The sequence below is a fragment of the Bartonella sp. W8122 genome, from assembly GCF_016102485.1.
In the GTDB taxonomy this organism is placed as follows: domain Bacteria; phylum Pseudomonadota; class Alphaproteobacteria; order Rhizobiales; family Rhizobiaceae; genus Bartonella; species Bartonella apihabitans.
Map to the genome: position 1 here is coordinate 1,548,451 of NZ_JACFOO010000001.1, position 14,378 is coordinate 1,562,828.

General features: G+C 42.1%; 11 protein-coding genes, 2 tRNA genes and 1 pseudogene. 6 read left to right on the top strand and 8 right to left on the bottom strand.

The genetic code is table 11. The features are described from left to right. The first annotated feature begins 28 nt into the window (after nucleotides 1–28). Nucleotides 29–1,813, top strand: a complete 1,785-nt coding sequence (gene recJ, locus H3S83_RS06800; RefSeq protein ID WP_198239251.1) for a single-stranded-DNA-specific exonuclease RecJ — start codon at nucleotides 29–31, stop codon at nucleotides 1,811–1,813. Nucleotides 1,814–2,340: 527 nt separating this feature from the next. On the opposite strand, the pseudogene parE reads toward recJ, so the two are convergent. After that, nucleotides 2,341–4,269 (bottom strand): annotated as a pseudogene (gene parE, locus H3S83_RS06805) (DNA topoisomerase IV subunit B); the annotation flags it as partial. Between the two features lie 324 nt (nucleotides 4,270–4,593). Here parE and H3S83_RS06810 point away from each other — a divergent pair. After that, on the top strand, nucleotides 4,594–5,553 hold the full coding sequence (locus H3S83_RS06810) for a glycosyltransferase family 2 protein (RefSeq protein WP_077971434.1): 960 nt from the start codon (nucleotides 4,594–4,596) through the stop codon (nucleotides 5,551–5,553). Next, a complete protein-coding gene (locus tag H3S83_RS06815) occupies nucleotides 5,550–6,449 on the top strand; it encodes a ChbG/HpnK family deacetylase (RefSeq protein ID WP_198239253.1) in 900 nt (299 codons plus the stop codon). The genes H3S83_RS06810 and H3S83_RS06815 overlap by 4 nt, the downstream gene beginning before the upstream one ends. 14 nt (nucleotides 6,450–6,463) lie before the next feature. Here H3S83_RS06815 and H3S83_RS06820 read toward each other — a convergent pair whose 3' ends face one another. From H3S83_RS06820 to H3S83_RS06850, 7 genes are all read right to left on the bottom strand, one after another. Further along, nucleotides 6,464–6,928 carry a GtrA family protein gene (locus H3S83_RS06820; RefSeq protein ID WP_198224649.1) on the bottom strand — a complete coding sequence of 155 codons (465 nt, stop codon included), beginning with the start codon at nucleotides 6,926–6,928 and terminating at the stop codon, nucleotides 6,464–6,466. Further along, entirely contained in the window at nucleotides 6,900–8,450 is a 1,551-nt protein-coding gene (locus H3S83_RS06825) for a glucosyltransferase domain-containing protein (protein ID WP_198239254.1), read from the bottom strand. Before H3S83_RS06825 ends, H3S83_RS06820 begins: the two co-directional genes overlap by 29 nt. Nucleotides 8,451–8,460: 10 nt before the next feature. After that, complete coding sequence (gene lipB / locus H3S83_RS06830; protein ID WP_370541341.1) at nucleotides 8,461–9,195, bottom strand: lipoyl(octanoyl) transferase LipB; 735 nt, start codon at nucleotides 9,193–9,195, stop codon at nucleotides 8,461–8,463. A 421-nt stretch (nucleotides 9,196–9,616) separates the two neighbouring features. Continuing rightward, nucleotides 9,617–10,264: a TPM domain-containing protein gene (locus H3S83_RS06835; RefSeq protein ID WP_198232079.1), complete on the bottom strand. Its 648-nt coding sequence runs from the start codon at nucleotides 10,262–10,264 to the stop codon at nucleotides 9,617–9,619. Then, the gene (locus H3S83_RS06840; protein ID WP_198239255.1) at nucleotides 10,264–11,124 is read right to left on the bottom strand and encodes a YgcG family protein; all 861 of its coding nucleotides are present in this window, start codon (nucleotides 11,122–11,124) and stop codon (nucleotides 10,264–10,266) included. The genes H3S83_RS06835 and H3S83_RS06840 overlap by 1 nt, the downstream gene beginning before the upstream one ends. Beyond that, nucleotides 11,121–11,735 carry a LemA family protein gene (locus H3S83_RS06845; RefSeq protein WP_198239256.1) on the bottom strand — a complete coding sequence of 205 codons (615 nt, stop codon included), beginning with the start codon at nucleotides 11,733–11,735 and terminating at the stop codon, nucleotides 11,121–11,123. The genes H3S83_RS06840 and H3S83_RS06845 overlap by 4 nt, the downstream gene beginning before the upstream one ends. Before the next feature lie 703 nt (nucleotides 11,736–12,438). Further along, nucleotides 12,439–12,514 (bottom strand) — tRNA-Val (locus H3S83_RS06850). Between the two features lie 237 nt (nucleotides 12,515–12,751). Here H3S83_RS06850 and H3S83_RS06855 point away from each other — a divergent pair. The 3 genes from H3S83_RS06855 (at nucleotide 12,752) to H3S83_RS06865 (ending at nucleotide 14,375) form a co-directional block, all read left to right on the top strand. Continuing rightward, nucleotides 12,752–12,828 (top strand) — tRNA-Asp (locus H3S83_RS06855). Between the two features lie 609 nt (nucleotides 12,829–13,437). Beyond that, nucleotides 13,438–13,803: an NADH-quinone oxidoreductase subunit A gene (locus H3S83_RS06860; RefSeq protein ID WP_198239257.1), complete on the top strand. Its 366-nt coding sequence runs from the start codon at nucleotides 13,438–13,440 to the stop codon at nucleotides 13,801–13,803. Beyond that, nucleotides 13,794–14,375 (top strand): NADH-quinone oxidoreductase subunit B family protein, encoded by a 582-nt coding sequence (locus H3S83_RS06865; RefSeq protein WP_077971448.1) that lies wholly within the window; start codon nucleotides 13,794–13,796, stop codon nucleotides 14,373–14,375. The genes H3S83_RS06860 and H3S83_RS06865 overlap by 10 nt, the downstream gene beginning before the upstream one ends. The last annotated feature ends 3 nt before the right edge of the window (nucleotides 14,376–14,378 follow it).

The following is a 14,378-nucleotide window of genomic DNA, read 5'->3' on the forward strand; positions in this document are numbered from 1 at the left end:
AGTGCTGTTTTGTTGTATCAAATCAATCATGAAACAGACAAAACAAAAATTTCTCGGTGTGGCGCATTCCGCGCTTGGACAGGCGTGGATTGATAGCCTTGATAGAGAAGGGCTGAACAATGCGCGTACTCTGTCGCAGAAGTTCGGTCTTGCCGAACCTTTGACACGTGTTCTCGCTGCACGTTCGGTTTCAGAAGAGGAAGTTATAAATTATCTCGACCCGACTTTGAAAGCTTTGACGCCTGATCCGACGACTTTTGTCGATATGGAAAAAGCAACACAACGCATTGTCAAAGCAATCAATCGAAAGGAAAAAGTCGCTATTTTTGGCGATTATGACGTCGATGGTGCTTGTTCGTCGGCCATTCTTTTTCGATTTCTGACATTTTTCGGTCTCGACGTGACGATTTATATACCTGATCGCATCGTTGAGGGATATGGACCAAATCCGCAAGCGATGAAGATGCTTGCCGATGATGGTGCCAGTTTGATCATAACAACGGATTGCGGAGCAAATAGTCCGGAGGCGATAAAAGCGGCACGTGAAAAGGGTGTTGATGTCGTTGTTCTAGATCACCACCAAATGTCTGAAATCCATCGGGAAGCTTATGCCCTTGTGAATCCCAATCGTCCTGATGATTTGTCGGGGCAGGGGCATCTTTGTGCTGCCGGACTTGTTTTTATTGCTGTTGCCTGGACACTTAAACACCTTAAACAACAAGGAAGATATAAAGAATATCCGGACATTCTTTGTTATCTTGACCTTGTGGCACTCGCAACAGTTTGCGACGTTGTGCCATTGAGAGGCATCAATCGGGCATTTGTTGTCAAAGGACTTCAAGTAGCAAGGATGATGTCCAATCCCGGTATTGCTGCGCTTTCACGCGTTGCCAGAATAGGCGAGCCGCTCAATGTTTTCCATTTCGGTTTTTTACTGGGGCCTCGAATTAATGCGGGAGGCCGCATCGGAGATCAGGCGCTTGGCGCACGTTTGTTAACAACGAAAACAGAGGGAGATGCCAACTCTATTGCGGAAGAGCTGAATGTTCTCAACCAAGAAAGACAGGATATTGAAGCTCGACAACTTCTGGAGGCCGAAGGCGATTTACAGTCAATGAAAATCGATCAAAACCCGGGTGTAATTGTCGTCGCACATAAAGGTTGGCATCCGGGAATTGTCGGTATTCTCGCAGCAAGACTCAAAGAAAAATTTCGTTGCCCCACCTTTGCAATAGCAATCAAAGAAGATGGGTCTGCTACCGGCTCCGGTCGTTCAATTAACGGAATTAATCTTGGAGAGCTCGTACGTGAAGCGGTTGAACTCGGGCTTCTCGAGAAGGGGGGCGGGCATGCAATGGCAGCAGGCATTACGGTGTCAAAAAGTAAAATTCAAGAATTCCGGACATGGCTTGAGCACAAATTATCAGCTCGCGTTAACGATATTCATGCCCATGAAACACTTTTGATTGACGGTGTCATTTCTGCGTCCGGTGCTACAAAAGAACTCTACGAAATGATTGAAAAAGCAGGACCTTTCGGAGCAGGGAACCCTTTGCCGGTATTTGTGTTGCCTTCACACCGTTTGAGCGATGTGCGGGAAGTTGGAAAAGGGCATTTGCTTATGTCCATTTCGAATGTTGAAGGCAAAAAGTTAAAAGCAATAGCATTCCGCGCAGTTGGAACAGAGTTGGGGGATTTTTTAATGGCCCATCTTGGAAAAAACATCCATATCGCCGGTAACCTCAGCCTCAATTATTGGAACGGGCAAGCTTTACCCCAATTACGTGTCATTGATGCCGCCGAACCTAATTAATAGATTATTGAGCTATCATGATTGTTATAAATTTCGGTTGGAAGGGCGTATTTCGTCCATCGGGCCATGCTGACACCGTCTTATAATCTAACAACAACATTCTCTTTTTCCGAAGATTGTTTTATCAAACGTATTTTTTGATTTAAAAAATCATGTAGAACCGGATGATAATGTAGATCATTTAAGTAACAATATCGTCATTAGCATATATTTTTAGACATATTGTGTGGTAACCAATCTAAACTAATGTTTAGTTTAGCTTCTACCGATGACGAAATATTTTTATCACCTGAATTTGTCAAAAATATATTATTGGAACTTTGTTGAATAATTAAAAACTGCTTTATATCGAAAATAAAAAATTTTTTAAAACCAACAACATAAATATCTATTTTTATTCAAGATGTGAACAAAATAAACACTAATTTATATAGATGGAATTTCCATTGCAAAAACGATGTTGTTCGTGAGAGGGAATTAAAAAGCCATAACGACAATTAAAGACTGTTACATTTCAATCTGTCTATTCAGATATCGAGATTATCGGCAAATTCGGCATTGTCCTGTATGAAATGGAAACGCGCTTCAGGTTTTGAGCCCATAAGATCTTCGACAACCTTTTTTGTTTCCTGATTACTTTCGCTATCAATATCAACTCTTAACAAAGTACGATTTTTAGGGTCCATTGTTGTCTCTTTGAGCTGATCGGAACGCATTTCTCCCAAGCCTTTAAAGCGACCAATTTCGATTTTTCCCCGTCCGGTGAATTTTGTTTTCAATAATTCGTCTTTATGAGCATCGTCGCGTGCATAAGCAACAATTCCGCCTTGTGAAATGCGATATAAAGGAGGAACGGCTAAAAACAGGTGTCCTTTGCGAATGAGATCAGGCATCTCCTGATAAAAAAAGGTAATCAGCAAAGACGCGATATGCGCGCCATCGACGTCCGCATCTGTCATGATGATGATACGATCATAACGCAGGTCGCTTTCTTTGTATTTCGAGTGGGTACCGCATCCCAGTGCCAAAATGAGATCGGAAATAATCTGATTATTGCTGAGCTTATCGCGACCGGCACTGGCAACATTCAGGATTTTTCCCCGTAACGGCAAAACAGCTTGTGTCGCGCGATTGCGTGCCTGTTTCGCCGAACCTCCTGCAGAATCACCTTCCACAAGGAACAGCTCGGCTCCGGCAGCAGAATTATGTGTACAATCTGCAAGCTTTCCGGGAAGGCGCAATTTGCGAACCGCTGTTTTACGACTTACATCTTTTTCCTGACGTCTTTTGAGCCGTTCTTCGGCTCTATCCACAACCCAATCAAGAAGTTTGGTCGCTTCTTGTGGCGAATTGGCTAGCCAGTGATCAAAGGGGTCGCGAATAGCGTTTTCAACAATCTTTTGTGCTTCCGCTGTTGCTAAACGGTCTTTGGTCTGCCCGACAAATTCCGGTTCTCGAATAAACACAGAAAGCATAACGGCAGCAGATATCATAACATCATCTGTCGTAATGACCGATGCACGTTTATTACCGATTAACTCGGCATAGGCTCTTAATCCCCGCAACAGCGCCTGTCTCAAACCGGCTTCATGTGTTCCGCCTTCACCGGTAGGGATGGTGTTGCAATAAGAATGAACAAAGCCGTCACCACCATACCATGTAATGGCCCATTCAACCGAGCCATGGCCACCGCGTTGCTCAGTTTTCCCTGCAAAAATATCGGAAGTAACTTGGTATTCTCCATTGAGGGATGAACTTAAAAAATCTTTCAAGCCACCCGGAAAATGAAAAACAGCTTTTTCGGGGATATCATTTTTCCCTACGAGCTTTTCCGGAGCGCAATTCCAACGGATTTCGACACCACCGAAGAGATAGGCCTTGGAACGTGCCATTTTATATATCAATTCGGGGTCAAAAGCGGCTTTTGGACCAAATATTTCTGCATCGGGGTGAAAACGCACGCGCGTGCCGCGACGATTATGAACTTCGCCTAAATCCTCAAGCCCTGTTTGCGGAATTCCACGTGAAAAACGCTGGCGGTAAAGTCGACGTCCACGTGCTACTTCAACTTCCATATCATCGGATAAAGCATTAACGACCGATATACCGACACCATGCAAGCCCCCCGACGTTTCATAAGCTTTTCCGTCGAATTTGCCGCCAGAATGAAGCTGGGTCATAATGACTTCGAGTGTCGATTTGTCTGGCATTTGCGGATGGTTTTCAACCGGTATGCCGCGCCCGTTATCAGTAACTGTGAGGTAACCTTCATTATCCAGCGTGACATCGATGAAATTGGCGTAACCGGCGACGGCTTCATCCATTGAATTATCGATAACTTCGGCAAACAAATGATGGAGCGCTTTGCTATCTGTGCCGCCAATATACATACCGGGCCGCAAACGCACAGGCTCGAGACCTTCCAACACACGAATCGAAGACGCATCATAGCTATCTTCGGCGTCGGTGGTGATATTCAGAGACTTCGAAGTTTGCCTATCTTTTTTACCCGAATTTGCGATTTTCGAAGGTGAATCGACAAGTTCTTTTACGGTTTCGGTTTGGCTTTGCAAGTTGCCAAAAAGGTCATTATGTTTCTCGTCCATCGGTCCCGATTATATATCCAATAATTAACAGAAGGTCAGTTCATGCGATTCGTATGATTTTTACACATTTAACGAAAAAAAGCGAGAATGTTCGTGTTATGTTCGCGACACTTTTCTTTGTGATCAATTCGTGCGAAAGGATATACACGGCTATAATATTTCCGGAATAGAGCAATGACAACAGTTTCTGTGATAAGCCCATTTTATAATGAAGGACGCGGTCTTCAACTGTTTGTTGAAAAAGTTGCGCATGTTTTTGCCGGTCTGGATTATGATTTGACGATCATAATGGTTGATGACGGTTCAAAAGATAATAGCTGGTCAAGCTTAAAAGAAATTGTTCCGGAAAATTTCAAACTTTTAGGCATACGTTTGGCCAAAAACTTCGGGAAAGAAGCCGCCATTGCTGCCGGCCTTTCATTGGCTGATAGCGATGTAGTGATTACGATTGATTGTGATTTGCAACACCCCCCAGAATTGATGGAATCGATGCTCAAATTTTGGGAAGAGGGGGCTGAGATTGTTTTAGCGGTAAAACAGGAGCGTCAGAAAGAATCGTTTTTCAACCGGTTGGCAGCCAAGTTTTTTTATAAAATTTTCCATTGGATTACTGAAAATGATATCGATGGATCTTGCGATTTTATACTTCTGGACCGCAAAGTCGTCACTGCGCTGAACGCTTTGCCAGAAAAACTCTTTTTTTATCGTGGAGTTGTTCAATGGATTGGTTTCAAGCAAAAAAGCCTTTCATTCATACCAGCTGATCGACAAAATGGAAAAAGTAGTTATTCATTTTGGAAAAAAATTAGACTGGCAGTGGATTCTCTAACGGGTTTTTCAGCAAAACCATTAATTGTTATCTGGCTTTTAACATTTCTCTTCATGATCTTTGCAACGGTGATTGGTGGAGAAGCCTTAATTTCTAAAATTATGGGAAAGTCGGTTGGCGGGTTTTCTACTTTGATTTTGGTTGTGCTTATAACAGGCGTGGCAATTCTCTCCTGTTTTTGCGTTCTTTCAGCCTATGTGCGCCAAATATTTTACGAGGTCAAAAATCGTCCGCGTTATCTCATTAGTGATCAAATTGGTGTGGACGCAGAATACGGCCCAAAAAAAAGAAAAATTGAAGAATGACGCTATATTGCCTTATGAATGCGGATGATTTTGCACTGAACGCATCTTGTTCGAATGCCATTATCACTTCAGTAAAAGAGGGAAGACTTCAAGCGACAAGTGTTCTCGCTGGAGGTGAAGATCAGGTAAGTTACAACGCACTGAACGAGGCGGGCGATGTTTTCATAAACGCACATCTCAACCTTCTGGAAGGAAAAGCCTTGACGGAGGGAGGAAGCGAATTCGGATTAACAACTGACGATGACTTCTTTTGTTTATCTTTGGGAGGCTTGTTGAGAAAACTATGGTTTTCGCCAAAAACAAAGTTGCTTCAGGAGTGGATTTTTAACGAATTCTGTTGCCAGATCGAGTCCGTTTACAAGCATTTTGACAATAAGCAGATAAGGATTGATGGGCATTTACATATCCATACTTTACCGCCGTTAAAAGGGGTTATCGAAAAGCTCCTGAATAAATATTCTGTTTGCTACATTCGCACCCCTTATGAAATCGGATATCGCTATAGTCCTTTTTCAATTGAAAATATGAAAGGTAATTTGCGGCGGCAATTGCTGGGGTGGTGGGCAAATGATATGAAAACTTTGGCCCAACAATATCATCTTGAGACAGCCGATTTCTTTTTGGGGGCGACCGCGAGTTGCCGGCTAACTTTGGACGATATCGATAGAAGTTTGGCAATGATATCACGCCAAGCCGGTGGGAAAGATGCAACAATCGAAATAATGATACATCCCGTTGTTGAAGGCTTTTCCGAGGGTAGTTTTTATAAGGATAGCCTTTATCGCTCGGCTCACATAACTCAGGAACGGCTAGAGGAACTCGACCTGTTGTTATCTGACGAACTCATCCAAATTATGAAAAATCATAACGCTGTTTTCGTAGATGTGAGCAATTAAATTGTTAATTACTTTCATAATTTCTTAAAAAAAACGATGTGATTGAGAAAAAAATTGGCAAACAACCCCGCAATAGATCCGGCTGCAACAGCTAGAAACATAGTTACAGGATTAACTTCGCTAACGCTCTTTATGACAGCCATACTTGCGCAATAATTAAAACTGCCGCCGATTGTAGCCAATGCAATATAGGTACACCAGCCTTTCAGGTTCTTAAAACGTGCTTCACGTCCGCGAAATGATATTTTGGTGTTGAAGACCCAAGTGAAGGTAGCAGCAATAATAAAAGCTGCTGCTCGTGCGAGCCAAAGGTTTAACCCCGCGGTTTGCAAAATCCAGAATGTCAAAAAATCAATCCAAAAGGCGATTGCACCCGAACATACAAACCACAGAATCGTCTTATGTCTTTGGTAGAATTTGATACTACGGACAGCTATTGCCGTCCTCCAATTATTTTGTCTCGGCGGTGTAATTGTCATTATAATGCCCAAGGCACATATTTTTTTTCCCTAGAGATATAAACAGATAATCTCCTAAATCGAATATCCTGTAATAAGGGGTGGTTGTATCCGGTAAAGCGCGGTTAGCACATAGTTGTGTTAACAATTCATGAGCCTTCGGCGTATCCGACAGATTGATTATGTTATTATAACCGAACTCTTTTAACTCAGATGAAAGCTCCCAGGAATTGGCAAAAGGAATTATAGCGGCAACGAGCCGCATTCTTTCCGTTGTCTGTGCAACAAATAGTGATTTTCCTAATCCGCCGATGATCACAGCAGGTTTATCAGCAGGATAGCGTTCCAGGGAAGTTGCAATGCGTTGCAGATAAAAACGGTTTAAATCATTCTGAATTCGGGTTGCGCTGTTGACGATATAACTGAACACAAGCGGGCATAGAAGCAAGAGGAGTAAAGTCACCCAAATTAATTTTGTATTGGCAAATGTTCCGATTTTTTCAACGAGCTCAGGTTGCTGGAAAACCGTGATAAACCGGGATAGCAGAAAAACGATCAACACAGAAAAGAAAATTGATGCTGGCATAACTCTCGGGGGAATAACGCCATCGCCAACAATTCCGTATAATACACCGAGTGAAATGGGTAACATGAATAAAAAAACAATTGAACAAATCGTGGCTCTCAAAACCGGATGATCAAAGTTTGTATGTCTATAAAAGTGAAGCTGAATTTGGATAAATGCCAGACAGATAGACACTGAATACAATATTTTACCGGTAGTGGATAGAAAACCGAAATAACGAGAAAAAACGTTTTCCATCATAACTGCAAAATATTTCCAAACACCTTTTTCACCGAGAAAAATAAACTGGCTTTTTCCGGTCGCGTATTCATTAATGAACAATTTGTCGAAGAAATAGGTAGCGATACAAATACAGGCAGCGAAAACGAATGCTTTGATTAAAAATTTTACAGTGGAATAGACGGGTTTTCCGCTATAAATCGCATATAATGCTTCGATTACGATAAGAACAATAAACATGTTAATATAGGATTGGTAAAATCCCATTGAAACAAAGCACAATAACGCTGATTTTAGTTTCGATTGATTGTAGTAGGCCCATCCCAGCAGACCACAGGCAACGCCCATCGCCATAATGACGCAATCGAAACGATAGAAAAAAGCCGACAAAAGAAAAGGATTAAAAAGATAGGTAACGACCAGAACTGCGGTTGTCGCATTGAACGGGATCGCACGTATTTTTAAACTCAAACATGTTGAGATTATTGTTAGAAACAAAGCAACCAACAGGAAAAAGGGTGACGAGTCGGGCACCCACTGCCAGTCAGCCGAAAGAAAATATGCGAGTATATCTGCGAATGGTCTTCCTAATTCGCCCCATCCCGGTTTTTGTGAGATAAGACGTTCAAAATCATCACGGTAGTAATAGCTCCCGATGACAAGTGGGAAATAAAATAAAACAGTAGCAATAGAGGTGGTAATTAAAAACTTTTTTTGGTCTGTATTGTCGCAGATCATAATTTCGAACCTAATGGTTTAGAGAACGTGTTGGGCCAAATATTTTTTCAAAAGTTTTTTTAAGGACAACGTCAACATCCGCCATCGTGACAGGCAAGCCGAGATCAACCAAACTGGTTACTCCATGGTCGGATATTCCGCACGGAACTATACCACTATAATGCGATAAATCCGGCTCCACATTGAGAGCAATTCCATGAAAACTAACCCATTTACGTAAACGAATACCAATGGCTGCAATTTTGTCTTCAGCCGGTTCGTTTTTTATTGTCGATGGTTTTTCTGGTCTTACGACCCATACGCCAACCCTGTCTTCCCGACGTTCACCCTTAATGTTGAATGCGGCAAGAGTCTGTATAATCCACTCTTCCAAAGCTCCGATAAATGCGCGAACGTCTTCCTTTCGTCTCTTTAAGTCAAGCATGACATAAATGACACGCTGTCCAGGGCCATGATAGGTAAACTCGCCACCTCTACCCGTTTGGTAAACAGGAAAACGGTCGGGGGCGAGTAGATCGCTTTTTTTTGCACTGGTTCCAGCGGTATAAATAGGTGGATGTTCCAACAACCAGATGCGTTCATCCGCTTCACCTGAAGCAATTTTAGCAATGCGTTCTTCCATTTCATGAAGAGCGTAGGGGTAAGGCGTCAATCCATCACTAACCAACCATTCTACCGGACGGGCAGGGGAAACGCTGGGCAAAAAAATATGATTGAGATTTTGACGTATGTTATTATTCATCATATCCTGAGAAGAAAAAACTTCAACTTGCGCAATTTATAAGCTTCAATCAATTAAATCAAGGTAAAGCCTTAGTCCAATCGCCACACCAACGCGCAGGGATCGACGGCCAATTTTAGTGCCAAATTTGAATGCCAAAAACAGTCTTGAATGCCAAAAATAGTCGGGCTATGTGAAAAGACGAAGCTTGGGAAAGCTAAGATTTTAGTTAAAAAGTATATCATTGATATAAAAAAGAAAATTGTTAATTTAAAAATTTTATAAATTAAATTAATTTCTTAAAATGAATAAAATTATCAAACAAACAAAAATAAACACCTTATCCATAGTTATAAAAATAATTTCACATTACAATTTAATACAATTGTTTTATAATAATTTTTAGTGATAGGGGGATTATAAAGATAATGGATATTTTTATCGTTTATATTTCGATGATATGATCGGGTAATTCGTTTTCGGTAGTTGCGTTCCGTGGAAAATAGTGTGTCAGTACTTCGCCCGACTTTTTTATGGCGTCGACATAAGCTTCGGTCAAATGACCTTCCCTTGCCTTGGTCATCATTCCTTTGACGATATCATTCCAGATTTCTGCAGGTACTTTTTCGACAATTTTGATATCCGATATAACTTCCGCATAATGTTCAGCTTGCGAAATGAAAAGCAGGATACCTGTCCGTTTCTTTGTATGATTGATATTTTGTGCAAGAAATTGCCGCACTGCATTCGCATGACAAATGCGATTTTTAATTGCGGCCGGTGTTATGAGAAGCCGTAACTGCGGTAGAATCGACAAATAAAATAAGCCCAGAAGGTGGATGGCAAGGACGGTGGAGGCAAAATAATGTAGGGGAACATCATGCCAAAACCAATGAATTCCATAGGCCGCAATGATTGAAGTAAAAAAAATCGCTACAGTCCAAATGAAAAATGAAATAAAAAAATAATTGTCACTTTCTTTTGCAAAAACCGCGAAAATTTCTCCGTTCGTCGACTTTTCTGCGGAACAAATAGCTGCACCAATTTGATCACGTTGAAGAATATTTGTATGATTTGCAGAGTTTGTTTGCATCACCATCGCCCTGAAGCTCCACCCCCTCCCGATGAACCACCGCCGCCGCCAAAGCCACCGCCAAAGCCGCCGGAACCCCCTCCAAATCCACCGCCGAATCCGCCTCCTCCGAAGCCGCCGCCTTTGCCACTCCCTAAGAACCAGAGAACAAACACGATGCCAAGCCAGCGGTAACGTCTTGGTCCGACTTTTGTACCGAAAATCGATGCAAGTACCGGAAGTACAACAAAGAGTAAAAATATTAGAACGGCAACGGTATTCGCAATCATGTCCTGTCTTTTTTGTTGTTTAAGTCTTTCCTGTTCAATCTGTTGGTAGTCGTGAACGCGTGCGTCAAAATCTGCTTTGCTACCTGTCAAAAGATCGGCGATAGCTGCAACTCCTTCAACAATACCTTTTTCAAAATTATCTTGCCTGAAATTCGGTAAAATAATTGCATTAATAATAGTCGAAGAGAGAGCGTCGGTCAGAACTCCTTCCAGACCATAGCCGACCTCGATTCTAACTTGTCTCTCGCTTGGAGCTATGAGCAGCAACACACCATTATTCATTTGTTTTTGCCCTAATGCCCAGCGCCTGAACAAGGTATTTGCATAGGTTTCGATATCATGTCCTGATAGGGTAGGTAATGTAGCAACGACAATTTGGTCGCCTGTTTTGTCCTCCAGAGAAGCGAGCTTCTTAGTTAAAGAGGCTCTTCCCGTTGGACTTATCAGGTTAGCATTATCGACTACCCGACCAGAAAGGGCAGGCAGAGAATCTTCTGCTAACGTGTCGACACACAAAAACGGTGGGATGAAGATGAAGGCCAATCCTAGAAAAAATAGTGTCCAGTTGATTGGCCAACGAAAATGATTCATTTGTTGAACTCGACCTTAGGTGCTTTCTCGGCTGCTTCGTCGATTGAGAATGTCGGCATGGGCTTTGCGTCGCGATACCACAACCAAGTCCAAATCATAGTTGGCATGGTTTTGAGTGCAGTGTTGTAGACACGGACCGCTTCTATATAATCACGTCGTGCAACAGCAATCCGATTTTCTGTTCCTTCCAGTTGCGATTGTAGAGCGAGAAAATTTTGATTCGCTTTCAAATCTGGATAATTTTCAGCCACTGCCATCAAGCGGGAGAGTGCTCCGGTGAGATTGGACTGGTTGTTGATAAATTGTTGCATTGCCTCGGGATTATTGAGCATATCGGCATTAATGTTTGTCTGCGTTGCCTTTGCACGTGCCTCGACAACGCCGGTCAATACAGCCTGTTCATGCTGTGCATATCCCTTCACCGTTTCAACGAGATTCGGTATCAGATCTGATCGCCGCTGATATTGGTTGAGAACTTCACTCCAAGCGGCGTGAGCTTTTTCTTCGTTGGTTGGAATTGTATTAAATCCGCATCCGGACAGGACGGGCAGAAGAAATGAAAATAGTAGAAAAATAAAGGGCAGTTTGAGGGAATGAGAGTCGTTTTTCATATAAGCCGCTTGCATAAAATCATCTCCATATAAAAACACCATAAAGGTGCAGATAGGAAAAACTTTGATATTGAAAAGATCTTTATCGCGCTTTTTATGGCTTTTTGTCGGTGACAAGAAAAAATTGATTCACGCAACTTACCAGATGTTTGGTTTTCGATGGCACGCTGATTCTATGGCTGATATCCTGGTTTTGTGAAAAACCGGCAAGGAATCATGATCAATCGTGATCAACTTGAAGCCAAATAATTTTAGTGAGTGGGCTTGTCAGGTGTTTTATGGCTTCGTTGATAAGTAGATAACGGTAAAACCGATACATGTTATAAGTTTGTTTGATCAGCGACTAATAGAACCCAAAGGGCGATTTCTTTAAGTCAAATAGTGAAGATTATGACGACTTTAAGCCCTATTTAACGAAATGACAAAACTATTCAATCTTGGCTTTAGACAATGGACAAGTGATCGTCAGCCACATGTAACGCAAAAACTTCATGTTATGGTCTTGATATTCTTTATTATATGCAATTTTTACGAAGTCGGATCCTATTTTCACGAATTCCCGATCGACGAATTCTTGTAAACAAATTCGCTCTTCCCAGCTTCCTCAATCACTTAAAAGAGGATATCCAGCTCTTCTGCGTTTTAAAGCGCAAATCGAAACGCCCGAAAGGGCTCAAAAACTTTATCATTGAATGAGAAAAAATGGTAGGCGATGAGAGACTCGAACTCCCGACATCCTCGGTGTAAACGAGGCGCTCTACCAGCTGAGCTAATCGCCCGCCGTTACCTTGGTCGGTAACAACTGCAGCTCTCTTTAGGCAAAAGTTTTCCTAAACGCAAGAGAAAGATCGCATCCAATTAGTTTTTTTTACCGAAAAAATTAAAAATCGCGGTTTTCCGCCATTTTTCGTGAAAAAAACAATTTTTATAAAAAAACTCAACTCTTGTCGCTTGACAGATGCAGACGAACACCTTAAACGACCGCACACAGTCACAATGACTGAACTGAAAAGTGCGCGGGTGTAGCTCAGTTGGTTAGAGCGCCGGCCTGTCACGCCGGAGGTCGCGGGTTCGAGTCCCGTCACTCGCGCCATTTTCAAACAGCTTTTAAAAGCTCGTTGGAATTGGCATTTTTCCTAAAATATCCATTATTTTTTAAATCTCCCGATAATAAAAGATCTCTCTATATTCCGTCGGGAATCCGTCCGGTAAAATCTGTTCCTTCGTGCTCTCCAGCGGCGTTTTAAAGTTTCATGATAGAATCTGATCAAGCGTCGCTATGCTCGAAATTTCCGATAAAAAAGGAAAAATGTGTCGTTTTGGCTCAACGATGACGTAAATATCGTTGCTCGCCAAAACGTGACCAGATGAATAAAATGGGAAACTTTCTATATTTTATCTCGAATAATATACGTAAAAATCCTACCAATACATTGTTTTCTAATTGTTTTTTTGAATAATCAAGAATGTTTTACACATTGATGCTTTTTTTAACATGCTGGATTTTTGCACAGCTTGTGATTTTATGATAGCGTTAGCTATTGCGCAGGAGCGTTTGGTGGGGTAACGCTTAGCGCAGATTTGTCGCACGGCATGCCCTTTAAGCTGCACGGGCGGGATTAACTTATCAACCAGCAAAGTCGTCGATTTAACCGACGTTGGTTGTGTTAGTTCGGCACCTAATTAAAGGCAGAAGTGAACCATGGCTAATCTTATTAGTTCTTATTTGCCAGTATTGATTTTTATCATAGTATCGGCGTTGATCGCCGGCGTACTTTTGATAATGCCTTACATTGTGGCTTATCGTTCCCCTGATCCGGAAAAATTATCTGCATATGAATGTGGTTTTAACTCATTTGATGATGCACGTATGAAATTCGATATCAGATTTTATCTGGTTTCAATTCTATTTATTATTTTCGATCTGGAAGTAGCCTTTCTTTTTCCGTGGGCTGTTTCATTTGACGCGATCGGCTGTTTTGGTTTTCTCTCGATGATGGTGTTTCTTGCTGTGTTGACCGTCGGCTTTATTTATGAATGGAAAAAAGGAGCACTTGAATGGGATTGATTCATGACAATTCGGCTTTGGTCGCTCCTAAGCCTAAAGGCATAATTGATCCAAATACAGGAAAACTGATTGGATCGGATGACGAGTTTTTCCAAAATATAAGCGGTGAGCTTTCTGATAAAGGTTTCTTGGTGACCTCGGTTGATGCACTTGTAACCTGGGCAAGAACCGGCTCGCTTATGTGGATGAGTTTTGGTCTGGCATGCTGTGCAATCGAATTAATGCAATGTTCCATGCCACATTATGATAATGAACGGTTTGGCTATGCACCGCGTGCTTCACCGCGTCAATCTGATGTGATGATGGTCGCTGGCACATTGACGAACAAAATGGCACCTGCACTGAGAAAAGTTTATGACCAGATGCCGGAACCCCGTTATGTGATTTCGATGGGGTCATGCGCAAATGGTGGTGGCTATTATCATTATTCCTATTCTGTTGTCAGAGGATGTGATCGGATAGTGCCTGTAGATATCTACATTCCTGGCTGCCCACCAACGGCTGAAGCTTTGCTTTATGGTGTGCTTCTGTTACAGAAAAAGATACGTCGCACCGGTTCGATCGAGCGGTGAGGG

Bases quoted from the DNA above. Each gene is read 5' to 3' on its own strand.
- H3S83_RS06810 (WP_077971434.1), top strand. From the start codon at position 4,594: ATGACAACAGTTTCTGTGATAAGCCCATTTTATAATGAAGGACGCGGT.
- lipB (WP_370541341.1), bottom strand. From the start codon at position 9,195: ATGATGAATAATAACATACGTCAAAATCTCAATCATATTTTTTTGCCC.
- recJ (WP_198239251.1), top strand. From the start codon at position 29: ATGAAACAGACAAAACAAAAATTTCTCGGTGTGGCGCATTCCGCGCTT.
- H3S83_RS06865 (WP_077971448.1), top strand. From the start codon at position 13,794: ATGGGATTGATTCATGACAATTCGGCTTTGGTCGCTCCTAAGCCTAAA.
- H3S83_RS06840 (WP_198239255.1), bottom strand. From the start codon at position 11,124: ATGAATCATTTTCGTTGGCCAATCAACTGGACACTATTTTTTCTAGGA.
- H3S83_RS06860 (WP_198239257.1), top strand. From the start codon at position 13,438: ATGGCTAATCTTATTAGTTCTTATTTGCCAGTATTGATTTTTATCATA.
- H3S83_RS06825 (WP_198239254.1), bottom strand. From the start codon at position 8,450: ATGATCTGCGACAATACAGACCAAAAAAAGTTTTTAATTACCACCTCT.
- H3S83_RS06815 (WP_198239253.1), top strand. From the start codon at position 5,550: ATGACGCTATATTGCCTTATGAATGCGGATGATTTTGCACTGAACGCA.
- H3S83_RS06835 (WP_198232079.1), bottom strand. From the start codon at position 10,264: ATGCAAACAAACTCTGCAAATCATACAAATATTCTTCAACGTGATCAA.
- H3S83_RS06845 (WP_198239256.1), bottom strand. From the start codon at position 11,735: ATGAAAAACGACTCTCATTCCCTCAAACTGCCCTTTATTTTTCTACTA.
- H3S83_RS06820 (WP_198224649.1), bottom strand. From the start codon at position 6,928: ATGACAATTACACCGCCGAGACAAAATAATTGGAGGACGGCAATAGCT.